The following is a 25488-nucleotide window of genomic DNA, read 5'->3' as shown; positions in this document are numbered from 1 at the left end:
CTTCCTAAATCAAACTATTGTAATACTCCATTGCCTTTATCAAGGAACTCAGCTCATTGAGTTTGATCTTATTGTCATCAACATACTGCTTGAGTTCAGCAGTTTTGGCATCCAATAGTTTAAAAATCTTTTTGCCGTTGCCGGGATTAATTTCTTGCAGGGATTCATCAGGAAACTGGATGTAAAAACGGGATTTTCGCTCGTATCGATCCTTGGTGGCCGGTGTGTATCCTTTGGCAGGAGTTCCTTCCACAAATTTTGAGGTAACCAATTCAAGAACGGAATATTTCCCATTGTAAGCTACTCTGGAGAAATACAATTTGCTCTTTAGTTCAACCAACTTAAACGTGTCTTCTTCAAATTCAACTTGCTTGATGTTCTCCTTATTTGAGACAACATAGGTTTTGTTGTGCCTATTGAATATCACTTCACTGGTAAGCAAATTGATGTTCATTTCATGGGTATCGATTTTATAAGAATCCTTGCTATATCGGATGATGCCTTTCCTCCAGTCTTCAAAATAGTAGGGGTTACCTTCAATGTCTTTGCGAATGGGGTTTTTCTGAAAATTGACGTTTACACCTGAAGGCAGGTTGTCAAATTCTTTGTCATTTTGAGCCAGACAAAATGAAAAAGCGAGCGTCAAAAAGAATGTTATTATAATTTTTCTCATATCTTGATAGCTTGAAAGAAGAACAAAACCGAAGTTCTCCGAACTTTTACTTTTAGTAAATGTTTTACAAAAAAATCAAACCTACTAGATATGAGGCTAATTATTCCCATTTTTCTTTTATTAAGTACGCAAGTTTTTGCACAAACACCTGCAGAAATTATTGGAGATGTAAGTGCAGAACGGATAGAGAATGACGTACGAAAACTGGTATCTTTTGGTACCAGACATACCATGTCTGAAACTGAATCGGATACCCGCGGAATAGGAGCCGCTCGTCGATGGATAGCAGCTGAATTTGAAAAAATAAGTAAAGATTGTGGGGGCTGTTTGGAAGTATCTACGCAGAGAACCCTCGAGAAGGGCAGCGAGAAAACACGGATTACCAAGGACACGGAAATTGTGAATGTGATGGCTGTGATTCGCGGAACAAAATACCCCAATAGGTATGTGATCATGTCCGGTGACATAGACAGCAGAGTGTCTGATCCTTTGAATTTCACGGACGATTCCCCGGGAGCCAATGACAATGCCTCAGGGATGGCTGGGGTGATAGAAACTGCTCGTGTGCTTTCGAAATATCAATTCGAGAGTTCGATCCTTTTGGTGGGATTGTCAGGAGAAGAACAAGGCCTTTATGGAGGCAAGCACTTAGCCGCGAAAGCCACGGAGGAGGGATGGAACATTGTTGGGATTCTCAACAATGACATGATTGGAAATATTCAAGGTGTGGATGGTGTGATTGACAATCGAACGTTTCGCATTTTTTCTGAACCAACCAATCCAAAAGATACAGACTTTGAAAAGCGGATGAGGCGATATTATGGTGGCGAAGTGGATGGTGTTTCCAGACAGTTGGCCAGGTATGTGCATAAAATGACAAAGACCTACATGCCAGAAATGAATCCGATGATGATTTATCGGCTAGACCGATTCGGAAGAGGCGGCCATCACAGACCGTTCAATGATGCGGGCTTTGCAGGTGTGCGAATCATGGAAGCACATGAAAATTACACACAGCAGCATCAGGATATTAGAGAAGAGGATGGAATCAAGTATGGAGATGTCATTGAAGCAGTAAACTTTGAGTATGCTAAGAAATTGACCGCTGTGAATGCCATAACCTTGGCAGCCTTAGCTTCTGCTCCGCCACAGCCTGAGAATGTTGCCATTAGCGGGGCAGTTAAACCATCTACAACGCTATATTGGGATAAAAGCGAAGATTCCAATTTGGCAGGATATAAGGTGTACTTCAGAGAAACCACCTCCCCAACCTGGGATATGGCCTATGAAGTAGATAAAGACCAAACCGAGTTTACCTTGAAAGGAATCGTAATTGATAATTACTTCTTTGGAGTTTCTGCCGTTGGAATGGATGGCAATGAGAGCATGGTGGTATTTCCGAGCGAGGTAAAAAGATGAGGTCAGAATCAGGATCAAGTACAATGTTCACCTGATTATCCTTGCTTTCATTTCAGATTTTTTACAAAATGAAGAGCTAACGTCTATTTTCAGATAGGCGTTAGCTCTTTTTCGTTGCCCCCTTTTCCGCAACGCCTGTTACTCAACATACTGCGGCTATGTGCTCACGTTTTTTCCTGCTTATAATCCCCTACATCAAAGAATTGATGCTAGGTATTTGTTGTGATTTTCTATCTAGGTATACAAATGGTGTACTAGAACATCTCATCCCTCTTAAGATTCTGAAGGCCACCTAATATTGAGTTTTTTATGCTCTTTCTGAGAGAGAAATCAGCTCAGGGGAAATCTACTATAGAATGGCCTATCATATGCAGACGATCATTTCGAAAGTAAAAAACTTTCGGAAACAGCATTTTTTGAATACCAAAAATGAGGCAGAATTTGCTTTTGTGGGTATTGGGTATCACAGCCTGACTAACCTGTACCCTATACTTAATTTTTATCGCATACCAATCAAATACATTGTTACCAGCAGCCGAAAGAATGCAGATAAGATTAGCAAGAATTTTCCTCATTCGATCGGAACAAATCGATTGCAAGATGTGCTGAATGACCCAGATATTAAGGGGGTACTCATCTCTGCCAATCCAAGTTCTCATTTGGATCTGGCCAGTGAAGTTTTGAAAGCTGGTAAAAACGTGTTTGTAGAGAAGCCTCCCTGCCAGAATCTGGAGGAGTTACATCAGCTGATTCGAAAGGTTGAAGAAAATCAAAGAACCTGCCTGGTAGGGTTGCAAAAACGATATGCCCCTGCCAATATTTTGTTAAAAAAGAAAATGAAAGCGATACGCAGCTATAACTATCGCTTTATCACAGGCGGGTATCCCGAAGGGAATCCAATTACCGATTTATTCATTCACCCGATTGATCTATGTATTTGGCTGTTTGGAGAGGGCAAGATCAAATCCTTACTGAAGAGGAGAACGAAATCTCAAATCACCTTTTTTTTACAAATTCAGCATGCCAATGGAATTATTGGAAGTGTGGAATTATCAACCTGTGGCAGTTGGCAGCATATAGAAGAAACTCTTTCCATTCAAACCAAACTAGGGCTTTTTAGCATAAAGGATAGTACGGACCTCTCATTTATACCTCAGTCAAATTCGATTCTAGGTATGCCAAAAGAGAAATTATTCGCCGCATCTCGAATTGAGCAAACCCTGGCCGCCAGGGTAAACTACAGTTCGAGTTTGTATGACAATCAACTTTATACGGCTGGCTTCTTTTCAGAAGTCAAAACATTTATCGATTGCTGCGAGGGTCGAACTTCACAAAACGAATCTGCCCCATTCACACTGCTAAACACCTATCAAATTCTTGATCAATTAAATAATTCATAGCCCATGTATACAACATCCAATTACGTAAATAGAGGCGTTAAATTCATTAACAATACGATGAGACCTGGGCGTAAGAAATTGTCCACATTGATGATTTACGGTACGGATATTTGTGACTCCATGTGTAAGCATTGTTTGATTTGGGCTAAGCGACCAGTAAAACACTTACCTAAAAAACAAATCATTGAAATCATGAAATCGAAGTGTGTTACCAAATCCACAACCGTTGGTCTGGAAGGAGGTGAGTTTTTGCTGCATCCTGAGGCATTTGAAATCCTTGATTGGTTTTATACGAATCATCCTAATTTCGATTTGTTAAGTAATTGCTTAAAGCCGGAAAAAGTAATTGAGGCAGTTAAAAAATATCCTCCTCAGAGGCTGTTCATTTCCCTCGATGGAGGTCGAGATACGTATAAATACATGCGTGGAAAAGATGGCTATCACAAAGTAATCGAAGTGATTGAGGCTTGTAAAGATCTTGTGCCAATATCTGCAATGTTCACCCTGTCTCCTTACAATTCATTTGAGGATCTGGATCATGTTATAGGCTTGTGTAAGAAGAACGACATAGATGTTAGGGTAGGAATCTATAATGATATAGCACTTTTCGACACCATTGAAAAAGCGCATGAAATGGAAATTGGGAGTGCCAGAAATTTGAAAGATGCAACGGTCAAAGAAGTTAAAAAGAAACAGAAAGTAGAAATTGAAAGGGCTGATGATTTAGATGAATCCGAAAAACAACGCACTTTGCAATACAAGGATTTCTTTAAAGACCAAATTCCTCAATCGGTGAGGGATACACCTGAAAATCTTGATTTTCTATTCCTATATGATGAGTGGAGGAAGGGGCATGCGCAACTCAAATGCTACAGTATTTTGGATAGTGCAGTCATTCACCCCAATGGAGATGTGCCCATTTGTCAAAACCTAGATACTAAGCTGGGAAATATTTATGAGCAGTCGCTGGACGAAGTACTCAATTCGTCCCAATCATGTCAGACTCAAAAATCCTACGTGAATAACTGCAATAAATGCTGGATAAATTTCCATAGAAAATATGACATAATTATGCTCAGAACATTGGAGAAATTTCTACCACGAAGTGTGATTGAAATTTTCTACGGTAAGTATAAATGGTGTTTTGATGGTGATCTCTCTTATCGGGAATTCATGAAAAAATGTGATAGCCCTAACTAAACCAGTTACTGGGGTTTTCTATTATTTCAGAATCTGAGCTGTATGATCTTTGGTTTTAACCTTTTCAATCACCTCTTCTATCTTCCCATCTTCATCGATCACAAAAGTAGATCTGAGCGTACCCATATACTCTTTACCCATAAACTTCTTCAAGTCCCAGGTGCCAAACGCTTCATGTACTGACTTATCTTCATCAGCAATCAGTTTGAAGGGTAGTTCATACTTGGTGATGAATTTCTGATGTGATTTTTCACCATCACTGCTTACACCTAGTACCTCATATCCTTGAGATTTCAGTGCTTCATAATTATCTCTGAGGTTACAAGATTCTGCCGTACATCCTGGTGTGTTGTCTTTCGGATAAAAGTACAAGACCACTTTTTTTCCTTTGTAATCAGATAGTTTGATTGGATTTCCATCCTGGTCTTTGCTTTCGAAATTTGGCGCATTATCGCCAGGCTTAAGTGTGATCATAATGTTTTAATGTATATCGTTCCGTTATTCGAATTGTCAATTACTTCTAACATAAACCGTCCACTGAATGGAATGTTTTTATTCAATTTTTCAGACCATACAAGCTTCCGTTTGGGTTCATAATGCATCAAAATAAATTCACCGTTGATTGATGCTTTAAAGCTCTTGATACCCGAAAGTTCATCATCGATTCTAAATTTAAGCATATCTGGATTGGCCATTTTTAATTCAATGGAAGGTGGAATGCTATCCTCTAAAATGGTATATGAAACGAGATCGCGTGTTGAGAACGTAATTCGATCATCTTCCCATTCTCCTCCCATGAAGTTAAACCGTTTTCCAAAAACGGAATACACCATGGCCTTTTCTTGATTATATTCTTTTTCTGGATTCAAAGTAATGTTCATATCGGATCGGAATGGCTGGGTAGGATTTTTGAATTGAAACAATTCCAGATTCCTTGTTGAGTCAATTTCTTTTTCAAATGCCAAATACAGCGTATCAAAGAGGGATCTTCTTTTGAGATTCAATGTGAATTCGGGTTGGATATAGCTTATTTCTTGCTTGGAGGGTAGCAAACCTACGAGGTGAGTCTTAATGGTTTCGCCATCGATGAAGAGACTTTCAGGTGTACCGTTTCTCAGATCCCAGAGGTAGTACTGATATTCATCAGATTCAGTATATGATTGTAGATTCACCCATTCATCAAGCATGACAGATGCTTGTTGAGTGGATTTAAAGTGGAGGAAATTTCCAATTTGCTCGGGCGCCTTCAACGTAGGAGTGTTGATCACTTCTTCAGCATTCAACAAGATGCGTGTGGTAGAAGCATTCTTGTAGCTATCTTCAGTATTGATAAGGATTTCTCTTTGATCCGTAAAAGTGATTCCTCGGTTCACAACCGTGTACATGTTGTGTTCGTTTCCATCAGCCAGATACAACTTATTAAATCTTCTGCTGCCCTTTTTGTAAGCAGGGTAGTTGTAATGAACGAGTACATTTCGCTGCTTGCCAAAAGAAAAAAGCTCTTTGTGCTCAGAAAAAAGGGTATCACCATCCAACTGAAAAGTGGTCTTTACAATGCCGTTTTTGTTCGGAATGCCATCCATCGGGTCGTATGAGTATATTTCTACTCCAATGTTTCCTAGTAGGTGGATAGGCTCTTTGGTCTGGAACCAACTTTCAGTTTTGATTAGATCAAATTCGTATCGTCCGAAGTATCCGTTTATCCTGGCTTTTCCATCCAGAGTAATAAAGGCCACTTTTTGTACCACTGGAGCCCTCTTGTCACGAATCTCCTTGAATCCGAGGGTGAGTACATCTATTGGCTGATGATTTGCATCGCGTATCTCGAAGTGTAAATGCGGTCCACTGGACGATCCCGTATTGCCCGAGTATCCAATGATATTTCCTCTTTTGAACGCGAATTGATTTTCTTCCGGAAAAAGATCTATGTCAAAAGATTCTTTTCTGTACTGCTCCTTGAGTACCCAAGCTGCAATCTTTGGATCGAAAGCTTCTAGGTGGGCATACACGGAAAAAGTCCCATTGACGTGTTTCATGTAAAGTGCATAACCATATCCAGAGGGTGATACTTTTATTCGTGAAATATAGCCATCTGCCACCGCGTAAATGGGTAAGCCTGTCCGTCCTCCTGTTTTCACGTCAATACCTGTATGAAAATGAGAACTACGTATCTCTCCCACAGTACCAGCTAAAAAATTTTGCTGACCCGGATTAATTGGAAACTGATAATCGATGGCTTTGAAATCTTGTCCAGCAAGACTAAAAACCATTAAACTCAGTATAAATGTGGATGAAAATTTCACGTATTATTTAACCTCAAAATCAAACATCTGTTTGTTCTCCAAAAATCCTACCAAACGATCTCCAATTTTTACTGGACCTACACCCTTAGGTGTTCCTGTAAAAATAATATCACCAGTTTTCAACAAAATGAATTGGGATACATAGGCGATGATTTCATCAATGGGCCAGAGCATTAAGCTTGTATTTCCCTTTTGAACTTCATCACCATTGATTTCAAGTCTGAAATTCACATCCGTCATATCTTTATCCTCCTTCGGTAGGAAATTGGAAACAGGAGCAGAGCTGTTAAATGCCTTCGCGATCTCCCAAGGGTGGCCTTTTTCTTTGGCTTTCGTTTGCCAATCACGTGCGGTAAAATCAATACCCAAACCAATCTCATCGTAATATTGATGAGCGAATTCCTTAGCAATTGATTTTCCTTCTTTTTTAATTTTGACTAAAACCTCAACTTCATGATGAATGTCTTGAGAAAAATCAGGATAAAAAAACGGATCGTTGTTTCTGAGAAGTGAGGTGTCCGGCTTCATGAAAATAATCGGATGTTCCGGACGCTCGTTACCAAGTTCTTCTATGTGTTCGGCGTAGTTTCTGCCAATGCAAATGATTTTCATAATTCCACTTAAGTTATGACATGAAGCCCAGTTTGTTGGGTGGGACCTGTGCATTTGTTCGTAGGAGTAAAGATTCCGAAACAAGTTCAGATGACCAATGTTTTGGCTGTTTTAGTGCGCTAATATTTCTTCTGGCTCATCAACTTCGACATTTCCATCTGCATTAATATCCTTGAGCGTCACCTTTTTCACCTCATTGATGAGAATAGGGTCATATTTGGCTGCAATGCGAACGTAATTCTCAGTGAATCCGTGCATGAATCCATTTTGAACATCTTCCTCAAAAAGTACCTCTGAAGTATTCCCAAGCTGTTGCTTGTAGAAGTATCTGCGTTTTTTTTCAGAAAGACCTCTAAGCATTTTTGACCGCTTACTCCTTTCTCCTGGGCTCACAACCTCCGTCATCTCAATGGCCTTGGTATTTGGTCTTTCTGAGTAGGTAAATACATGAAGGTAGGACACGTCTAACTCGTTGAGAAAATTGTAGCTTTTAAGAAATTCTTCTTCTGTTTCTCCAGGAAACCCCACAATTACATCTACACCAATGCAACAATTGGGCATCAACGATTTTATTTTTTCCACTCGACTTTGATAGAGATCGGATAAATATCGTCGATTCATCTTTTTCAGGATGTCATCACTACCAGATTGCAGAGGGATATGAAAATGAGGAACAAAACGTTTCGATTGTGCTACAAATTCAATCACTTCATTGGAGAGCAGATTTGGCTCGATGGATGAGATGCGAAAACGATCAATTCCCTCAATCTGATCCAATGCTTCAATGAGGTCGATAAACTTTTCTTTCCTTCTACCTTGGTGAATACCAAAATCACCAATGTTTACTCCTGTAAGCACCACCTCCTTTACTTCAGTCTTAGCGATCTCCCTGGCTTGCAACACAATGTTTTCAATTGTGTCACTTCTGCTTTTGCCTCTGGCAAGAGGGATTGTACAAAAAGCACATCCGTAATTGCATCCATCTTGTACCTTCAAAAAGGTACGCGTCCGGTCTGCAATGGAATAGGATGCGTTATATGTATTTGCTTCCTTAATTTCTGATGCAAATACACCGCCTTTTGTAAAGTCATCTAAATAGTCGAACAAGCGAAATTTTTCAGCAGCGCCCAGCACAGCATCCACTCCTTCTATTTCAGCGATTTCTTTCGGCTTCAGCTGAGCATAACAGCCAATGATGGTGACGAAACTATTTGGGGATATCTTTTTAGCTTCTTTGACAATTTTTTTGCACTTCTTGTCTGCGTTCTCAGTAACAGAACAGGTATTAATAATAAAGATATCAGGCTGATCGGGAAAATCAACTTTCATGTAGCCTCTTTCCTCAAACATCCGGGAGATGGAGGATGTCTCGGAATAATTCAGCTTACAGCCTAACGTATAGAACGCAACCTTTTTCATGTGTTTTTACCTGATTTTCTCAGCCACATGGAATTTGCGATGACTCAACTTTAGATATGTTAGTCAATACATATCACCGCCAATTTCATTTGGAAACGCAAAGTTAAGAGGAAATAAACATTATGCTTAAAAAGAAGAATTTTGCTTTTGGGGAAAAGCAAGAAGCCCACATTTTTTGTGGGCTTCTTATCATTATTTCTTCTTCATAAAGTAATAGATGATGGCTGTGATGATGCTGAAAAGCAATGCTAAAATGGTCCATAGGATTTTAGCTCCGCCACCCATTTTTGATTTGGCCCACACTTCGTAAATGACCCAAATTGCACAAACGAGGTGGATGATGTAATAAATGTTATTCATAAGGTTAGGTTTTAATTACTTCAATATCGCTTTTTTCAAATGAAAAAACAATTTCAAAGTAACGGCGATAGGTAGCTCCAGACAGTTTCAGCAACAATCTCATGTCCTTCAGGAGTGGGGTGAATTCCATCTCTCAGGTTCAGTTCTGGAATTCCAGCTACCCCTTCAAGCAGGAAGGGGATGTATACAGCTTCATTTTTCTGTGCTAAATCTGAAAAAATGTTCTTGAATTGGTTGGTATAATCTTCTCCAAGGTTTGGAGGTACCATCATCCCGGCAATGATGATTTTTACTTCAGGATTTTCCTTCTTCACTGCATCGATTATGTCCTGGAGGCTCTGAATGGTTTGATCCAAAGGCAATCCTCTAAGTCCATCATTCGCTCCAAGTTCAAGGAAAAAGATATCTGGAGTAGTACGAAGGACCCATTCAATTCTATTTTTTCCACCTGCCGATGTTTCGCCACTCAATCCAGCATTGATTGTTTTGTAGTTGATCCCTAACGAATCAATTTTTTCCTGAATGAGTGCTGGAAATGCCTGATCCATGTCCAATTGATAGCCAGCGGTAATGCTATTACCAAAAAACAGTATGATCTTTTCAGAATCACTTATTGGCTGAGCAGGCTCATTCTTGTCAACTGGGGTCTCTGATTTTTCATTAGTTGATTCACTAGCCGTTCCACAACTGAATAGTAAGGTTAAAATAATTAAGTTTCGAACTTGACTGAACATAGACTGTTGTATTGTAGTATGATGACTATTGTGGTGTAACATATACGCCGCTTAGTTCATTTATGGTAAGTTGGGCCTAAGTTACAAACATGAACCACGGCTTTGCGTTTACACTTCTAAAATTTTATACATGCCAAACGAAGCACTCATTTTAGAGGTTTCATCCACCTCTAAAACATTCAAGAATGGAACCAGAGAAGTCCGCGTTCTGGAAGACATTAATTTTCAGATTGCTGAAGGATCCTCAGTAGCAGTAGTTGGCCCTTCTGGTAGTGGCAAAACGACGTTGTTAGGTCTTTGCGCAGGATTGGATCGACCTACGTCTGGCTCCATAACGCTCAACCATATTTTGCTTGATCGGTTATCAGAGGATGAGATGGCTCAGATAAGAAATCAGCATGTGGGCTTTGTATTTCAAAATTTTCAGTTAATTCAGACATTGACGGCACTGGAAAATGTAATGATCCCGCTTGAATTGCAAGGCGTAAAAAGCGCGAGAACACAAGCCAACGACCTTCTAGGAAGAGTGGGTTTGGGTGAACGAGTGAATCATTATCCGTCGCAATTGTCTGGTGGGGAGCAGCAACGTGTAGCAATTGCGAGAGCATTTTCCAATGCACCTAAAATTTTGTTTGCTGATGAGCCGACAGGAAACCTGGATGAGGAAACCGGAAAGGCTGTAGAGGATTTACTCTTTGAAATCAATCAGGAAAAGGGAACAACGCTCATTCTGGTGACACATGATTTGGAATTGGCAGAAAAAACCAATCAGATCATCCAGTTGAAAGGAGGGAAGATCATTGATCAGCGCAAAGGAAACAATGTCGCACAAATGAGATCGGCAGCTTCGTAGCATATGGATAAGCGAATAACCATTGAGCCATCAAAATACAGTCGGTCATGGCCGTGGAAAATGGCCTGGCGAGACAGTAGAAAAAGTAGAGGAAAGCTATTACTCTTCATCGCTTCCATCTCACTGGGCATTGCGGCAATGGTGGGGATCACCTCATTCAGAGAAAATTTATTGGTTGAGATTGATAAGCAGGCCAAAGGACTGGTTGGTTCGGATGTAAGAGTACAAGGTAGGAGAGTATTGGCAGATACGTTACTTCAGTCATTTAAGGATATGACCAAAGCCTATTCTCAGGAAAATTATTTCGCGTCCATGGTCATGTTTCCTAAAACAAGCGGAACACGGTTGGTTCAGGTAAGAGCATTGGAAGGCGAGTACCCGTATTATGGTGAAATTATCACCAAACCAGTTGAAGCTTCAAAGCGGTTTCAGTCTGACAAATATGTGCTTGTTGACGAAAAAATGATGCTTCAATACGGAGCGCAAGTTGGAGATAGCCTCCGTGTAGGTGCAGTCACTTTCGAGATCATTGGAGCAATCACTCAGATTCCTGGGCAAACGGATGTTTCTTCATCTGTATCGCCAGTCGTATACATTCCCTTTCAATACTTGAAGGAAACAGGCCTCATCCAAAATGGCAGTCGAGTCAACTATGTACACTATTTCATGTTTTCAGATGATCCGGCTGATACCGCAAAGCAGTGGAGTAAAACAGCCAGTTTCACAGAAAGTAAAGGGTTTGATGTAGAAACGGTAGAAGAGGAAAAACGTGAGACAGGGGAGGATTTTGAGAATCTATCCAACTTCCTTGAGCTAGTTGCATTCACCGCATTGCTTCTTGGATGTCTCGGAGTGGCAAGTTCCATTTATGTCTATGCAAAAAGCAAAGTGCAAGCCGTGGCAGTGCTTAGGTGTCTGGGGATGAAAGCGAAGCAAGCAGTAAGTGTGTACCTCATACAGGTGACTCTTTTTGGATTCATTGGAGCATTGATAGGAAGCATTTTGGGACTGGTCATTCATATGTACCTGCCAGTGGTGGTTCAAGATTTTTTGCCCATTGACCTGGATCCAGTTCCCTATTGGCCCGCATTGTTTGTTGGTGTACTTATCGGAATTGTGATCTCTCTTCTTTTTGGTCTATTATCGCTTGTTGGCTTGAGAAAGATCAGTCCACTTTCGGCTATTCGCTTGGGATTGGGTGATAGTAAGTTCAAGTTTGATAAACTGCTTATTCCTATCATTGGCGGAATAGCCTTGTTCATCTTTTTGTCTGTCTATTGGCAGATCCAATCTTTAAGCGAAGCTTTAGTGTTTTCAATGATACTCATTGGTGCGATCCTATTTCTGGGAGGTATAGGGAAAGGAGTGAGTTGGCTGACAAGGAAACTCATGCCTAAAAACCTAACATACGTTTGGAGGCAGGGCTTTTCGAACTTATATCGTCCCAACAATCAAACAGTGATTTTGATCATGGCATTGGGGTTGGGTACATCATTTCTTGCAACATTGTACTTCATGCAGGACTTGTTAGTGCAGCGTGTCTCTCTAACTGCTGCCAATGACCGACCGAATACCATCCTCTTTGATATTCAGGAAGGTCAGCACGATGAACTAAAAAAATTAACGAAGGAGTTCGAACTGCCGGTTATTCAGGATGTTCCTGTGGTAACCATGCGTTTGCTTGAGGTGAAAGGGTTTACGAAAGATGAAGCTTACAACGATACCACCGTTTCCATTTCCGATTGGGCGTACAGTCGAGAGTATCGGGTGACGTATCGGGACTCGTTGATTGACTCGGAAAAAATTGTAGAAGGTGAGTGGGTAGGAGAGGTGAGAAATGACAGTATCTACATCAGTGTATCCGAAGGCTTCAAGGATAATCTGGATATCGAACTAGGAGATGAGCTTGTTTTCAATGTTCAAGGAGCCATTTTGAAGGTCTATGTAGGAAGTTTCAGGGAGATAGACTGGCGAAGGGTTCAAACCAATTTCTTGGTATTGTTTCCATCAGGGACATTGGAGCGAGCACCGCAGTTTCATGTGTTGGTTACGCGTATAGATGAAATGTTGACTTCCGTAAAATATCAACAGGCAGTTGTGAAACGATTCCCCAATGTATCAATCATAGATTTGGAATTAATTTTAAAAACGCTTGAAGATGTGCTGGGGAAGGTGGCTTTTGTAATCCAATTCATGGCCTTTTTTAGCATTGGTACAGGTATCATTGTAATGATTAGTTCGATCATTCTTAGCAAGTTTCAACGCATGCAGGAAAATGTGCTCTTGCGCACATTGGGCGCTTCTAAGAAACAACTGTGGACCATTACCATCGCAGAATATTTCTTTCTGGGTAGCCTAGGGGCGATCAGTGGGATCTTCCTTGCAGCACTTTTTTGTACACTGCTCGGGCAGTTTCTGTTTGAGTTCACGTTTGTTCCAAATCCAGTTCAAATAGGCATTGTATATGTATCAGTGACAGGAATGAGCGTGCTGATAGGATTGCTGAACAGTCGCGGAGTGGTACGTCAATCACCCATGGAGGTACTCAGGAGGGAAACCTGATATAGCGTGGATTGGAGCTCTATTCAATGCTGGAGCCAGCTTAATTGAGATATTCCAACGTCCTCAATTCATTACAAGAAAATCTGGTACTTGATTACAGGTTGTTTTAGCATTTGCGAAGAGTATTGTTACCTCCGACGCATCGGGTAGTCTACTTTCTCCAGTTCTCGCTCGATGAGCTTTTCGATTCGCTTCATTTTATAGTTGTCGTCTTTGTTTACCAATGTAATGGCAACACCACTGGTTTTAGCTCTTGCCGTCCTGCCTATGCGATGCACATAATCTGCTGCATCATTGGGCACGTCATAGTTGACCACTAAGTTGATGTCTTTGATGTCAATGCCTCGTGAAAGCACATCTGTAGCAACGAGAATGCGAAGCTTTTTCGCTCTGAATTTCAGTAAAATACGCTCACGCTCGTCTTGATCCAGCATAGAGGAAATGCCTTTTGCCTCAAGGCCTGCTTTACTTAAGCTTTTGACAATATCGGAGACCTTTTTCTTGGTAGAGCTGAAAACTAAAATGCTTTCAAATGCCTCATACCTACTAATCAGCTTGCTGATGAGCTCAGTTTTGTAGCCTTCTTCCACACGATACACTTCTTGACTGATTTTTTCTGAAGGTTTGGCGAGTTCAAGTGTTATTCTGAGCGGATCTTTCAGAATGCTTTGGGCTAATTTTTCAATTTTGTTAGCCATCGTTGCGCTAAACATGGATGTTTGCGAGAGGTTGGGCAAATAAGTAATGATCTTTTTGATGTCATCATAAAAGTTCATATCCAACATGCGGTCTGCTTCATCAAGGATTAGATGAGTGACTTGATCAAACTTCACATATCCCAAATTGAGGTGTGAGATGAGTTTTCCCGGAGTTGCTACAACAATGTTACTGCCCTGAGTCAGCGCTTTCTTTTGTTGAGCGAAATCAGATCCATCTCCTCCACCATAAATCGCAATCGAATGTACGGGCAGGTAATATGAAAATCCTTCAAATTGCTGGTCTATCTGAATGGCGAGTTCACGTGTAGGAACTACAACTAAGACTTTAACATCGTCACTTGGATGCTGAGCCAGGTAGTTGAGTGTGGGAATTACAAAAGCAGCAGTTTTTCCTGTTCCTGTTTGGGCACAGGCTATCAAATCTTTTCCTTGTAGTATTGCCGGAATGGCTTGTTCTTGAATGGGAGTAGCTTCAGAGAAGCCCATGTGATCGATCGCTTCTGTGAGTTGATCGTCCAGGTTGAATTCATTAAATGTCATGTATGGCAAAGATGCATTAATCCTTTAAATAAAAAGACTGTTTCAGTTAGCGCAATATCAAACTGAAACAGTCGCACATAAAATCGTATATCTACTTAAGCCAGCCTACAGTTATACCTTTCTTGGCAAGAAAGATTAACCCTATCCCGATTAACAGGGTCATAATCGGCATAACCATTCCTCCAGGACCATATACTTCTATGGAATTGCTAATGAAGACGTTGTAAAACATCTGAACAACTATTCCTATTAAGGATATGATTAGCACTGTGTGAGCTAATTTTCTTCTCATAAGAAGTAGTAAACTTCCTAAAGCTCCAGCCCATACAGCAATCGCAAAAGCAGCAGTGACCCATGCCGGTGTTTGATTTACCAAATCTTGAACAGCTTGCTCCATCTGTGAGATGAGGTCGTCTGGGGTGAAAGCTTGCGCTAAATAAGCACCAACTCCCATGAGGTTCCAAACAAGGGCAATGATACTGACTACCCAAAACCAGGTAGGTGGTTTTACAGATCCATTTGTCATAATTAATTTAGGTTAGTTATTCATTAAATATACCAATTTAACAGAAGAGAGCTGATTACTTTCTATATTCAAGTTCATGAAGTCTTTATTCGCCTTTTTACTTTTGTTATTCTCCCTTTTCACCTCTGCTCAGATGATAAAATCAGGTCAATGGAGAGGGGCAATCGTTTATGATAGCCTACAAGTTCCATTCATCTTTGAAGTTGGTTATCCTGGAGGGGAAGTGCCGGAAATTACAATTATCAATGGGAGTGATCGCAGAGTAATTAGCAATGCTAAGGTATTGGGTGATAGTATCATTATTCCACTCGATCCTTTTGATGTAGAAATACGGGCTAAATACACTGCCATGGGGATGACAGGTGTTTATAAAAAGTATTACAGGAATTTGACGATTCCCTTCGTAGCTGACTATGGACGGGCTCGGATGTCAAAAAATAGCGTTCGGAGTTTTGCTCCCATTGAGGATCGATGGGCAATTACCTTTTCTCCGGGTTCATCGAGTATGTCAGCTGGTGTGGGACTTTTTAAGCAACGAGGATACATCGTGTCAGGGACAATCATGACAGAGGTTAGTGATTATCGATTTTTTGAAGGAATACTGGACGGTGATTCGATTAAAATTTCATGTTTTGATGGTGCGCACGCATTTGCCTTTATGGGTAAACGCACCGATAGCGGGTGGTCTGGACAAATGATATATGGCAATGGATACAGTGAGTCTTGGGAGGCAAATTATGATGCCGATGCTGAGCTGAAAGATCCGTTTGAAATGGTGAATGTAGAGCCGGGGACTCAGAAACCATATTATGATCTATTAGCAGCAGGGGAAGGAAAGGATGCCATCGATCCGACGAAATACGAAGGAGAAGTGCTTATTATACAACTTTTTGGCACATGGTGTCCCAACAGTCACGATCAAACACAGTATTTGGTGAACTGGTACAAAAAGAATCGGGACAGAGGGGTATCTATTTTAGCTTCCTCCTTTGAAGCAAACTATTCTCAGGAATATGGTTTGGAAAGGCTAAAAAAATACAGAGCCGTCAATGAAATTGAATATGACTTAGTACTAGGGGGTAAGCTGAGCAAAACGGGTGCAGCAATGCCATTTACTTTTATGCAACGCATAGAAGCATTTCCTACGCTTGTGATATTGGACAAGCAAGGGTATGTGCGCTATGTTCATAGCTACTTCAATGGTCCGGCTACTGGTGAGTATTACCGAACTTTTGATCGGCGTTTCAATCAAATAATTGATGCGCTTGTCGCCGAATAGCTTTCTTTGACAATTAGGAAGTTTGAAGTTCTAATTCTTCTACCACCTGATAGAAATCATCAGACTTCAAAATAGCAAATTCTGAGTCATTATTGTTCGCCGAGTTATCATGTATGATCCACTCTCGCGTTTCAGCAATCACACGTCCTTTGCCATAATTACTTTCCACCATGTCACCGATTCTTACTCTCTTCATACTTATCGATTACAGGTATTAGGAAGAGCAAGGTGCTAAATAATTTGCAAAGAACTTTCAGTTTTAAATCGTTACTTGTTAAGATTTGTGAAATTTCATTCTATTTTTTTGCAGAAAATCCTCCATGTAGGGTAGACAAACGTCTCTGTCTTGTTCACCCATTGACCAACCCAGTTGAATCCATCATCGGCAATGTCTTTAAATGTAATCTTGTAGAAACCCTCAGTACCATTGGGAGCAGGCTGATTTTTGTAGAGAATAATATCCCCATCTTGATTTTTATTTCCTTCCCATGCGGACAATGTAGGAGTTGCGGTAGTTGATGAATAGTAGTGAACATACCACCTGGCACTGTCTGCATTATACTGACGAATGCTGCCCGAGTGAGCATTGTCTTCTTTTATGGTTTCATCCTGTACTGCCATACCGTTCATGATATACTTATATGTCCACTCCATCATCACCGTGTCTGCCCACGTGTTTTGATCTATTCGAGCAACAGACTTGCATTTACACTTTCCAATTAATGGAGCAAAATCGGCAGTTTGCTCAGGCGCATCTGGATTGAGTTTACCGAATGGATTTTTCTCGGATGGCTCGTATTGAGACTGACCGAAAAGGAAAGATGCGGACAATAATGAAATGAGAATTAGGATTGTACTTTTCATGCTGTTTTGTTTTGGTAAACTAAACCCTTGAAAAATTTCATAACCCTACTCCTTGCAGTAAGCGATGGCGAATTTGCAGGGAATTAAAGTGAGGATTCCTCCAATTTCTTTTTTAAGGCCTTCGCTCCAGCTTTGGATATAGGTAATTCTGCGGTATTGATCAGTTTTACGCGTGAAGAATCAAAGTTCACTTGTTGAAAGAAATTCATATTTAGCAAGGCCGCCCGATGAATCCGTATGAAACCATATTGTGCCAGCTGTTCTTCCAATGCTTTCATACTTTTTCGCAAGGTAAAGGCCTGATTTTCGGTATGAATTTTTACACAATAATCATCTGATTGAATCCATATGATTTCGCTCAAGGCTATTGGTTGGAATTTATGACCCGTTTTTATGTTAAGATGAGGTTCTTCCTGTGTGGTAAAATTGAGTGCTTCTTCCAGATTTGAGCTTTTCCTTTTCAGGTCTTTGATTTCAATGAACTGACTTGCTATGGTTTTTTCACGGGATTGATTATAGAGCAATAAAGTGAGCGTAATAGAAGCCATAAGAAAAGTAAGCCCTTTCTGAAAAGTGAAGAAGGTCAAAAATTCGAGAAAAAGATCGACTTCAAAAACTAATTCTTGATCAACAATACTTTGAATGCTGATTGAACACAGTGAAACGAATGTGCTGAGTGGTATAGCTACTGAAATTAAGATCAGGATGCGTTTGGAAACGTTTTCACTTCGCTTTAGCAATTGTCTCCAGACAAGAACTCCAAAAGGAAAACTGATGGTACCCCAAATTAGCCATCGGATAAAGTGATGTTTGAAAAGTGTGATCAGCGATAACTCAGTACCCTCGGGTCTTAAGCTGAAGGTCTCAATGTAGTATTTCTGCTGAACGGCATCAAAGAAGATCAGGAAAAGAATGAATGAAATAAGTGCGATTGAGATTTTGCGATTCACAATTAAATATAATCACATACCAACCAAGATGAATGGAGCCCAAAAATAGGGTCTTGCGTATTCTTCTGAATTGAGTAGCGACAACTTCGCTTGTCTGAGTGCAGTATTGTATCCATGGTGCTCGTTGTTTAAGTTGTATTTATAAAACTCGATCATCATTTGAGCGGTGGATGCGTCAGCAACTTGCCATAACGATACAATGATGTTGTTAGCTCCAGCATATTGCAATGCTCGACTTAAGCCTACAATGCCTTCACCTTTGGCTACCTTTCCAAGTCCTGTCTCGCAAGCCGACAAGGTCACCAGGTCTGCATCAATGTTTAGGTTGTAGATTTCGCCCGTGTATAAGCTTCCGTCTTCGTCAGAACCGGGCTTGAGGAAAATTCTGGATAGCGCTGGTTCAGATTCGTTCACCAACCCATGAGTTGCAAAGTGTAGGAAACGATATTTACCCAAATTTTCATTTTTAAAGTTAAACTCACTTGCGTCATTTCCAGACTGTACTTTGGTCTCGCAATTGCTTCCCATGAATAAGTACCTAATTTCCTCAATCTCTTTTGCTGATCCGGGAAGAGCGTTCATTCTCACCTCGTTGTTCTCAAAACTTATGGGTGCTATGAGAAGAATCTCTGGGTTTATTTGCTGCTCATCGGCATGTCTTTCATTGAATAACGTGGCGGAGTAGTCATACGAAATGTGATAATCTTTAATGAGAAAATCAGCATTGGCGTAAGAGTCAGATTCATCATCAGGATTTATGAATGATTCGAAGGGTAGTGTGCCCAATACACCATCCGGCAAAATGACTAATTCATTAATGCTTGACGACATTTCTGGAACCAATAGGCTGTAAAGAGATTTTGAAGTCTTCAGGAAGGCACTCTTACTATTGTATTTGATTGCATTTCTTAGTGCAGAAGTAAGCTTGTCAAAATCATCTCCTTTTGATTTTCGTTCCGCTTTTACTCCCTTTTGGGTAATAATGAAAATGTAAAGTTCTTCATCTCCTAAGAAATAGGATAGCATGGCCATATTTTGAGTGAGGTGCTTTTGAACGGACTCAATAGATGCTATTGATTGATCATACTTTAGCTTAAAGTACTCAGGATAGTTTGTCTCCAGGCTTGCAATGAAGTCCCTATAGGTGTTTTGATAAGTGAAAAGCAAGTCTTTCATTTCTTGATTATCACTATTTTCAGGCTGAGCGAGTTGTTGCTCAAGGTAGGAAATTTCGTCCTTCAGACTATCTTCTAGTATGATTTGTTCGTCAGGAATGCCTGCAAACTTCTTCGCTTTTGATTCTGTAATGGCTTCCAGCAATACCGATGACTTACTTCGCTCACAAAAATCAAAAGCGGTTTGAAGGTGTTTCTTGCGGTTAAAACTTTGATCACTTAAAATCAAAGAAAGCTGAATTCCATTCTCATAAACTTCTTTTGCAATTTGTCCTAGTTTTAGTTTGTCTTGCTCGTTTAGTCGCTTTCTGCGAATGATTGTGATGAGATCATCGCATTTTCTATAGGTATCTATTGCTCCGACGAGATCCCTCACATTGAGTGACTTTTCGAAATGCAGCGCACCCAATGCTATGGCTTTGGCTTGCAGCGTTCTCAAGAGAATATCCGCATTAAAGTAGTTTTCAAGTTTTGGTAAATTGTAGATATCATCATAAACCTGATCGGGAAGGTTAGCATAAATCGCCCGCTGATAAAATTCAACAGAAACTTTGAACTCGCTTTTGGCTTTATAGATTTCTCCAATGGAGAAATAGGTATTCGCCACATCCGGATGTTTCTCTCCAAATAAGCTGATATACATTTGAAGTGCCTCCTTTTGATTGAGCAGGGCTTCTTCATATGCTCCTTTTAGGAGATAAACTCTCCCGATGATCGATAGTATATAAGCTTTATTGGGATGGTTTTCACTGTAGGTTGCGTCGTAGATGCTTTTTACATTGTTTAATTGTTCCAGTGCATCGTCAAAATTTCCTTGCTCTATTTCAGCGAATGCTATATTGAGATTGGCTCTAAGTGCTCTTCTGCTACTATTTCCCAACTGCTCCTCGTAGATTCCTTTTGCCCGATTGAAGTAAATGATGGCCTGAAGTGGGTCACTTTTAAGGAAGACTTGTCCGAGGTTGTTGTATGAATTAGCCGCTTCTATGGATTGAGATCCAAAAAGAGTCCTGCGCATCTTGAATGCTTGCTCCAGGTACTGAGTGGCCAATTGCTTGTTTTCGTTGTTATTGTAGACCTGTCCGATCGCGTCCAGACAATTGGCTCTTTCCTTTGAATTTTCTTCTGGAAAACTATTCTCAGCTGCTAAAAGACTCTCCAATGCGTCATCATTGTGACCAAGGTTTAGGTAGCTTAACCCAAGTCTGGTTTGACATCTGGCTTTTAGAATTAATTGATCAGGGACTTCCTTTGTAATGAAATCGAGTGTGCTTTGAGCTAGGTTCTTGGCAAGAAATGGGTCCCCAAGCTGCAGTTGACAGTCAATCATATTGATGTGAGTGTCTACATATAGGTCATAACTCCCCTTGGTGAAATAAATATCCCCGGCATCTTTATAATTGTTGTAAGCGAGTTCGAACTGGCTATTGGCATATGCTTGCTGCGCCTGCTTGAGTTGAATCTCTTGTGCTAAACTGGATCCTAGAGAAATAAGAGTGAAGACGAATGTCAGTAGCTTTCTCATTTTTAGAATTTGTAGACGTAACTGATGCTTAACACTTCATCTCGTGTGAGGCCATCTGGGTTAAAGTCTCGATCTACCAGTTTTATTCCTTTAATGATCTTAACGCTATTATTTACATCAAAATGATACCCAAAGCTTCCCAGTACTGAAAGTGCCAGCCCAGTAGTGTTGGGAAGTTTAGCTCGTTCGGTTGAACCAGCCGGAATTCCTTCATCTTGCGTAATTCGATAGATTGGCAGAGCACCGAGTGAAAAGTTGAAGTTGGTGAATCGCCAATTTCTTTCTACCCTGAGCATCACGTCAATACCTCTAAGCAATTCACGTCCAATGTTATACTTTCGAACATATTCTTGGTCGGGATAATTTGGGAATCCGCTCCAGACAAATTGATTGTTGTTTTTAGTAAGAGCTACTTGAACACCGGCTGCAAATAGCCAATTTCTACTGATCGCTGAAACACCGGCAATTGCGTCATATGACCCAAGGCTTTGCTGATAATACATATGAACCGGGGCATCAATACCTCCAGTGTTTTCATTGTTCACTGTGTTGTTACCATCATTGGATGGGATTTTGGCCCCCAAAGTTCCATTGATATTCCACTTACTAGATGCTTTGAGTAGTCGTGTATAGCTCAAAGAAATATCTCCAAGTCCGGCTGTTTCCCCCAGAGTGCCCTTTACCCATTGATAGGGAAGTTTAATTTGAAATGAGCTAAAGTCATTTATTCCGAGTGTGAAATCGACGGTGGCGGCATAGATGATTGGAGTGAGCAAGCTGGTTCCTTTATAATAATTGAACTCGATCGATCGCAGCTTGATCGCTATTCGCTTGCTGTAATTTTGATCTGGTTTCATTGCTCCCATGGTGCAAAAACCGGCATCACTACAACCTTGACTGTAGCCAAAGAAAGAGAGCGATGAAAGAGCGATGCAAGCAACTAGGGTTCTCATACGTGTGTAGTTTATAGCATTACAATAATAAACAATCAGTTAGCACTATTAGAAGAATAATTGTTGTGAAATGGGAATGTCTACCTTTTGATGTCTTTTATTCGATCAATATAAAAAATTCATAGTCGATTAAACCTTTTTGAAGAAGTACTGTCAAAGAGCCAAATCATTTGAAAAAACAATTACAATAAATAAAACGATTATGAAAAAGCTACTTTTTATTGCACCATTGGTATTTGCAGTCTTTCTAACTTCATGTAGTAAGGATGATGATGGAGGAACAGATTTAATAGCATCTCTGGATATCGACTCTGAAATTACTCAAGAAGCTAATTATGAGGACATAGATTTGATTGTTGAGGCTGGAATGGAAACAGTGGAGACCGGGGGCAGGATAAGTCAGGATGCTGTACTTGAATGTGCCACTGTCACACATGATGAAGAGAATAAGACTGTAACAATAGATTATGGTGATGGATGTGAGGGACCTGGCGGAAGAATACGTGCAGGGATTATCAGAATTTCTTACAGTGATCACAGACTTGTTCCAGGTGCTTTCAGAACTACAACTTTCGATGGTTTTAGTGTGGATGAAGTACTCGTAGAGGGGACACGAACGGTGGAAAATGTTTCTGAAAGCCTTGATGCAGACCCCGCTTTCAGTATTTCTCTGGTAGGAGGCAAGCTTACATTTGAAGATGAGACTACAGCTACGCGTGAGTCTCAAAGAACCCGAACCTGGTTCAGAGCGAGCAATCCGCTCAATGACGAAACTAGCATCGAAGGTGGTTCAAATGGCACAAGAAGAGATGGAGTAAGCTATTCTGTGGAAATACTTAGTCGTATCATCTACAAAAGAGCTTGTCGAGCCAACAGGGTATTTATTCCTGTAGCGGGAATCAAGCAGTACACTTCTGGAGATAATATCGCAGTAGTTGATTATGGCGATGGTACGTGCGACAATGAGGTGACGATAACTGTAAATGGAGGTGATCCCGTTACCAAAACACTTACTCCTAAAGGCAGAAGATAATCAGCAAACTGAAAAATTTTCAGGTAGGTAATTGCCCCATGATTCCTTCGGATGATTGGGGCTCTACTTTTTTATAGTGCTGAAGTGAATGCATATGAAATGATGTTAGCTCCCATTTTCAATGCTTCAATTCTAGTTTCTTGCGGGTCATTATACACGGACTGGTCTTCCCATCCATTTCCTAAGTCTGACTCATAGGTATAAAAGCAAACCAATCTTTCTTCATAAATCAATCCAAATCCCTTTGGCGGTTTCCCATCATGTTGGTGAATTTTCGGCAGCCCATTTTCGAAATCGAACTTCTGATGGTAGATGGAGTGGTCAAAAGGAATCTCTACAAACTCGAGTTCTGGAAAAACTTTTTTCATTTCCGATCTTACAAATTGATCTAGGCCGTAGTTGTCATCAATGTGAAGAAACCCTCCAGAAGTGAGGTAATTCCTAAGGTTTTCAACTTGCGCATTATTCAATACAACATTTCCATGCCCAGTCATATAAATGTATGGGTATAAAAAAAGGTCAGGACTTCCTACATCTACCACATCCTCAGATATTGCCAGATTGGTATTGATCTGTTGATTGCAGAATTCAATTAGATTGGGCAATGCGGTTTTGTTTGCATACCAATCACCACCGCCATCATATTTAAGTTTAGCGATCTTAACAGGCTGTGCAAAAGAGGCCAATGAAGCAACTAATAAAAGAATAGTAAGATTTCTCATTGATCAGTTATACTGTTCTAAACATAAATAGTTCTAATCAAACAATTCTAGCAATGGTATACCTGTACTGGCATTTGGTAGAGAAGTGTTTAATAGCATTGAAAGCGTGGGAGCGATATCTATAATAGCAACAGGTCGTACGCTGTTTCCCTTTTTAATTCCTTTGCCAAAAAAGATAATAGGAATATGTGTATCGTAGGTATATCCAGATCCGTGAGATGTACCTTTTCGGTCAGAAGTACTTGATACTGAAAGCAAGCCAGGACTGAGTCTAACGGCTATATCTCCAGATCTTTTAGCATTAAAACCATGCTCAATTCTTTTTTTGAAGATGTCGGTAGACTTTCTTTCAATGATTTCCTCTTTGGTGTAAGCGTCTGATATTCCATCAAAACCAATGATTATATCCCTTATCGTTTTTCTTACTTCCGTAATATTTAGTCCCTTTTCTTGAATTAAATCACGATTTAAAAAAACCTGATCATTTCCGATATTCAGAACCCACTCACCAGCCCCCAGCACAGAAGTAATGGTGTCATTCAAGGATGCAGCAAATTTATCTTGTTCTAAGTACCCACCTACCATTTTATTGTCTTCGAGAAATTGAGGTACGTTGACAACTCCATGGTCAGAGGTCAGAAATACCATGTACTCATCCTTAAAATTTGCATCTAAATACTCGAACAATCTTTCCAATTCCAGATCTAGTCTCAAATAGGTGTCTTGAACCTCCACGGAATTTGAACCAAACTGATGTCCAATGTAATCTGTCGATGAGAACGAGATTGCCAGCATATCCGTGGTTTCGTCAGCACCTAGCTTTTCTCCCTCAATGGCTGCCAATGCCATATCCAACACGAGGGTATTTCCAAAAGGGGTGGATCGAACCAGTCCCACTCCATTTTCTTTTGCAAGCTCCTTTAGGTCGTAAGGAAACGTTGTTTCCTCCTTACCTCTAAAACTTCGTTCATACGGAGCATTGTCCATGGTACTTTCGGCATATGCTTTAATAGGCAGGAGCGTAGACCAGGTGTTTTCCAAATACTTAGCTGCCAAGTTTTTTCCATTAAATTTCTTCACCCAGTTGGGTAGTTTATCCATGTAATAGGTACTAGTCATGAAATTCCCTGTCTTGCTATCAAACCAATATGCTCCATTCGGGCTATGCCCCGCAGGAAGAACTGAGCCTCGATCCTTGATAGAAACTCCGACGACCTTTGCTTGAAAATTGGTTGTTATGCGCAGTTCGTCGGTAATGGTTGAGGTCAATAAATTCTTAGGAGACATTTTACCGCTAGAATTGCTACCTCCGATACCGGATTGAGCAGGGTCAGAAACACAATAGACGTTCAAATTGGTTTCCGGAGAATACCATCCATTCCCGATAATGCCATGATTGGAAGGTGTTGTTCCTGTGTATATCGAAGCATGACCAGGAGCGGTATAGGTAGGAACATAGTTATAATGGGCATTTCTAAACTGGAACCCCTCACCAATCATCCGTTTGAAACCACCATCCGAAAATTTGTTTGAAAAGCGAAGTATATAGTCTTGCCTCATTTGATCTACCACAATACCTATGACCAACTTTGGTTTTTCTTGTGCAGTAAGTATTGAGACAAGTGAAATAAATAGGCAATAAAGTAATTTCTTCATCTGTGAGCTTA

23 protein-coding genes are annotated in these 25488 nt (G+C 40.4%); 7 read left to right on the top strand and 16 right to left on the bottom strand.

The features are described from left to right. Positions 1-4 precede the first annotated feature (4 nt). Positions 5-673: a hypothetical protein gene (locus ABJF57_RS10505; RefSeq protein WP_462228768.1), complete on the bottom strand. Its 669-nt coding sequence runs from the start codon at positions 671-673 to the stop codon at positions 5-7. Positions 674-763: 90 nt separating this feature from the next. Here ABJF57_RS10505 and ABJF57_RS10500 point away from each other — a divergent pair, with 90 nt between their 5' ends. From ABJF57_RS10500 to ABJF57_RS10490, 3 genes are all read left to right on the top strand, one after another. Next, entirely contained in the window at positions 764-2092 is a 1329-nt protein-coding gene (locus tag ABJF57_RS10500) for a M28 family peptidase (RefSeq protein ID WP_462228766.1), read from the top strand. A gap of 368 nt (positions 2093-2460) precedes the next feature. Continuing rightward, complete coding sequence (locus ABJF57_RS10495; protein WP_462228764.1) at positions 2461-3492, top strand: Gfo/Idh/MocA family protein; 1032 nt, start codon at positions 2461-2463, stop codon at positions 3490-3492. Positions 3493-3495: 3 nt separating this feature from the next. Further along, positions 3496-4692 carry a radical SAM protein gene (locus ABJF57_RS10490; RefSeq protein WP_462228761.1) on the top strand — a complete coding sequence of 399 codons (1197 nt, stop codon included), beginning with the start codon at positions 3496-3498 and terminating at the stop codon, positions 4690-4692. Between the two features lie 21 nt (positions 4693-4713). Here the strand turns inward: ABJF57_RS10490 and bcp are convergent, their stop codons facing one another. The 6 genes from bcp to ABJF57_RS10460 all read right to left on the bottom strand — a co-directional run bounded on the left by bcp (position 4714) and on the right by ABJF57_RS10460 (position 10120). Further along, complete coding sequence (gene bcp, locus ABJF57_RS10485; RefSeq protein ID WP_462228759.1) at positions 4714-5166, bottom strand: thioredoxin-dependent thiol peroxidase; 453 nt, start codon at positions 5164-5166, stop codon at positions 4714-4716. After that, positions 5163-6962 carry a M23 family metallopeptidase gene (locus ABJF57_RS10480; protein WP_462228757.1) on the bottom strand — a complete coding sequence of 600 codons (1800 nt, stop codon included), beginning with the start codon at positions 6960-6962 and terminating at the stop codon, positions 5163-5165. Before ABJF57_RS10480 ends, bcp begins: the two co-directional genes overlap by 4 nt. A 36-nt stretch (positions 6963-6998) precedes the next feature. Next, positions 6999-7607 (bottom strand): fumarylacetoacetate hydrolase family protein, encoded by a 609-nt coding sequence (locus ABJF57_RS10475; protein ID WP_462228755.1) that lies wholly within the window; start codon positions 7605-7607, stop codon positions 6999-7001. A gap of 111 nt (positions 7608-7718) precedes the next feature. Then, positions 7719-9026: a tRNA (N(6)-L-threonylcarbamoyladenosine(37)-C(2))-methylthiotransferase MtaB gene (gene mtaB, locus ABJF57_RS10470; RefSeq protein WP_462228753.1), complete on the bottom strand. Its 1308-nt coding sequence runs from the start codon at positions 9024-9026 to the stop codon at positions 7719-7721. Between the two features lie 192 nt (positions 9027-9218). After that, positions 9219-9386 (bottom strand): PLDc N-terminal domain-containing protein, encoded by a 168-nt coding sequence (locus ABJF57_RS10465; protein ID WP_462228751.1) that lies wholly within the window; start codon positions 9384-9386, stop codon positions 9219-9221. 53 nt (positions 9387-9439) lie between these two features. After that, on the bottom strand, positions 9440-10120 hold the full coding sequence (locus tag ABJF57_RS10460; RefSeq protein WP_462228749.1) for an arylesterase: 681 nt from the start codon (positions 10118-10120) through the stop codon (positions 9440-9442). Between the two features lie 130 nt (positions 10121-10250). On the opposite strand from ABJF57_RS10460, the gene ABJF57_RS10455 reads away from it, so the two are divergent. Then, positions 10251-10973 (top strand): ABC transporter ATP-binding protein, encoded by a 723-nt coding sequence (locus ABJF57_RS10455; RefSeq protein WP_462228747.1) that lies wholly within the window; start codon positions 10251-10253, stop codon positions 10971-10973. A 3-nt stretch (positions 10974-10976) separates the two neighbouring features. Next, a complete protein-coding gene (locus ABJF57_RS10450; protein WP_462228745.1) occupies positions 10977-13535 on the top strand; it encodes an ABC transporter permease in 2559 nt (852 codons plus the stop codon). A 128-nt stretch (positions 13536-13663) separates the two neighbouring features. Here the strand turns inward: ABJF57_RS10450 and ABJF57_RS10445 are convergent, their stop codons facing one another. Continuing rightward, complete coding sequence (locus ABJF57_RS10445) at positions 13664-14794, bottom strand: DEAD/DEAH box helicase (RefSeq protein WP_462228743.1); 1131 nt, start codon at positions 14792-14794, stop codon at positions 13664-13666. A 91-nt stretch (positions 14795-14885) separates the two neighbouring features. Continuing rightward, positions 14886-15320 carry a hypothetical protein gene (locus ABJF57_RS10440; RefSeq protein ID WP_462228741.1) on the bottom strand — a complete coding sequence of 145 codons (435 nt, stop codon included), beginning with the start codon at positions 15318-15320 and terminating at the stop codon, positions 14886-14888. A gap of 76 nt (positions 15321-15396) precedes the next feature. On the opposite strand from ABJF57_RS10440, the gene ABJF57_RS10435 reads away from it, so the two are divergent. After that, the gene (locus ABJF57_RS10435; protein WP_462228739.1) at positions 15397-16599 is read left to right on the top strand and encodes a TlpA disulfide reductase family protein; all 1203 of its coding nucleotides are present in this window, start codon (positions 15397-15399) and stop codon (positions 16597-16599) included. A gap of 13 nt (positions 16600-16612) precedes the next feature. Here ABJF57_RS10435 and ABJF57_RS10430 read toward each other — a convergent pair whose 3' ends face one another. From ABJF57_RS10430 to ABJF57_RS10410, 5 genes are all read right to left on the bottom strand, one after another. Further along, positions 16613-16795 (bottom strand): hypothetical protein, encoded by a 183-nt coding sequence (locus ABJF57_RS10430; protein ID WP_462228737.1) that lies wholly within the window; start codon positions 16793-16795, stop codon positions 16613-16615. 95 nt (positions 16796-16890) lie between these two features. Beyond that, positions 16891-17463 carry a hypothetical protein gene (locus tag ABJF57_RS10425; protein ID WP_462228735.1) on the bottom strand — a complete coding sequence of 191 codons (573 nt, stop codon included), beginning with the start codon at positions 17461-17463 and terminating at the stop codon, positions 16891-16893. An 83-nt stretch (positions 17464-17546) separates the two neighbouring features. Then, positions 17547-18413, bottom strand: a complete 867-nt coding sequence (locus ABJF57_RS10420) for a LytR/AlgR family response regulator transcription factor (protein WP_462228733.1) — start codon at positions 18411-18413, stop codon at positions 17547-17549. A gap of 12 nt (positions 18414-18425) precedes the next feature. Then, positions 18426-21113: a CHAT domain-containing protein gene (locus ABJF57_RS10415; RefSeq protein WP_462228731.1), complete on the bottom strand. Its 2688-nt coding sequence runs from the start codon at positions 21111-21113 to the stop codon at positions 18426-18428. A gap of 2 nt (positions 21114-21115) precedes the next feature. Beyond that, on the bottom strand, positions 21116-22066 hold the full coding sequence (locus ABJF57_RS10410; RefSeq protein WP_462228729.1) for a hypothetical protein: 951 nt from the start codon (positions 22064-22066) through the stop codon (positions 21116-21118). A gap of 202 nt (positions 22067-22268) precedes the next feature. Between ABJF57_RS10410 and ABJF57_RS10405 the strand changes: the two genes are divergently transcribed. After that, complete coding sequence (locus ABJF57_RS10405; protein ID WP_462228727.1) at positions 22269-23099, top strand: hypothetical protein; 831 nt, start codon at positions 22269-22271, stop codon at positions 23097-23099. 71 nt (positions 23100-23170) lie between these two features. Here the strand turns inward: ABJF57_RS10405 and ABJF57_RS10400 are convergent, their stop codons facing one another. Together ABJF57_RS10400 and pafA are read right to left on the bottom strand one after the other, a co-directional pair. Next, the gene (locus tag ABJF57_RS10400) at positions 23171-23821 is read right to left on the bottom strand and encodes a DUF4159 domain-containing protein (RefSeq protein ID WP_462228725.1); all 651 of its coding nucleotides are present in this window, start codon (positions 23819-23821) and stop codon (positions 23171-23173) included. 33 nt (positions 23822-23854) lie between these two features. Beyond that, on the bottom strand, positions 23855-25477 hold the full coding sequence (gene pafA / locus ABJF57_RS10395) for an alkaline phosphatase PafA (RefSeq protein ID WP_462228723.1): 1623 nt from the start codon (positions 25475-25477) through the stop codon (positions 23855-23857). Between the last annotated feature and the right edge of the window lie 11 nt (positions 25478-25488).

The organism is Ekhidna sp. (genome assembly GCF_039940915.1).
Lineage (GTDB): Bacteria > Bacteroidota > Bacteroidia > Cytophagales > Cyclobacteriaceae > Ekhidna.
Note: the sequence above shows the minus strand (reverse complement) of the source record. Positions and strands in the feature narration are given on the sequence as shown.

Coding starts and splice junctions, on each gene's coding strand:
- ABJF57_RS10505 (WP_462228768.1), bottom strand. CDS start 673: ATGAGAAAAATTATAATAACATTCTTTTTGACGCTCGCTTTTTCATTT.
- ABJF57_RS10500 (WP_462228766.1), top strand. CDS start 764: ATGAGGCTAATTATTCCCATTTTTCTTTTATTAAGTACGCAAGTTTTT.
- ABJF57_RS10495 (WP_462228764.1), top strand. CDS start 2,461: ATGCAGACGATCATTTCGAAAGTAAAAAACTTTCGGAAACAGCATTTT.
- ABJF57_RS10490 (WP_462228761.1), top strand. CDS start 3,496: ATGTATACAACATCCAATTACGTAAATAGAGGCGTTAAATTCATTAAC.
- bcp (WP_462228759.1), bottom strand. CDS start 5,166: ATGATCACACTTAAGCCTGGCGATAATGCGCCAAATTTCGAAAGCAAA.
- ABJF57_RS10480 (WP_462228757.1), bottom strand. CDS start 6,962: ATGGTTTTTAGTCTTGCTGGACAAGATTTCAAAGCCATCGATTATCAG.
- ABJF57_RS10475 (WP_462228755.1), bottom strand. CDS start 7,607: ATGAAAATCATTTGCATTGGCAGAAACTACGCCGAACACATAGAAGAA.
- mtaB (WP_462228753.1), bottom strand. CDS start 9,026: ATGAAAAAGGTTGCGTTCTATACGTTAGGCTGTAAGCTGAATTATTCC.
- ABJF57_RS10465 (WP_462228751.1), bottom strand. CDS start 9,386: ATGAATAACATTTATTACATCATCCACCTCGTTTGTGCAATTTGGGTC.
- ABJF57_RS10460 (WP_462228749.1), bottom strand. CDS start 10,120: ATGTTCAGTCAAGTTCGAAACTTAATTATTTTAACCTTACTATTCAGT.
- ABJF57_RS10455 (WP_462228747.1), top strand. CDS start 10,251: ATGCCAAACGAAGCACTCATTTTAGAGGTTTCATCCACCTCTAAAACA.
- ABJF57_RS10450 (WP_462228745.1), top strand. CDS start 10,977: ATGGATAAGCGAATAACCATTGAGCCATCAAAATACAGTCGGTCATGG.
- ABJF57_RS10445 (WP_462228743.1), bottom strand. CDS start 14,794: ATGACATTTAATGAATTCAACCTGGACGATCAACTCACAGAAGCGATC.
- ABJF57_RS10440 (WP_462228741.1), bottom strand. CDS start 15,320: ATGACAAATGGATCTGTAAAACCACCTACCTGGTTTTGGGTAGTCAGT.
- ABJF57_RS10435 (WP_462228739.1), top strand. CDS start 15,397: ATGAAGTCTTTATTCGCCTTTTTACTTTTGTTATTCTCCCTTTTCACC.
- ABJF57_RS10430 (WP_462228737.1), bottom strand. CDS start 16,795: ATGAAGAGAGTAAGAATCGGTGACATGGTGGAAAGTAATTATGGCAAA.
- ABJF57_RS10425 (WP_462228735.1), bottom strand. CDS start 17,463: ATGAAAAGTACAATCCTAATTCTCATTTCATTATTGTCCGCATCTTTC.
- ABJF57_RS10415 (WP_462228731.1), bottom strand. CDS start 21,113: ATGAGAAAGCTACTGACATTCGTCTTCACTCTTATTTCTCTAGGATCC.
- ABJF57_RS10410 (WP_462228729.1), bottom strand. CDS start 22,066: ATGAGAACCCTAGTTGCTTGCATCGCTCTTTCATCGCTCTCTTTCTTT.
- ABJF57_RS10405 (WP_462228727.1), top strand. CDS start 22,269: ATGAAAAAGCTACTTTTTATTGCACCATTGGTATTTGCAGTCTTTCTA.
- ABJF57_RS10400 (WP_462228725.1), bottom strand. CDS start 23,821: ATGAGAAATCTTACTATTCTTTTATTAGTTGCTTCATTGGCCTCTTTT.
- pafA (WP_462228723.1), bottom strand. CDS start 25,477: ATGAAGAAATTACTTTATTGCCTATTTATTTCACTTGTCTCAATACTT.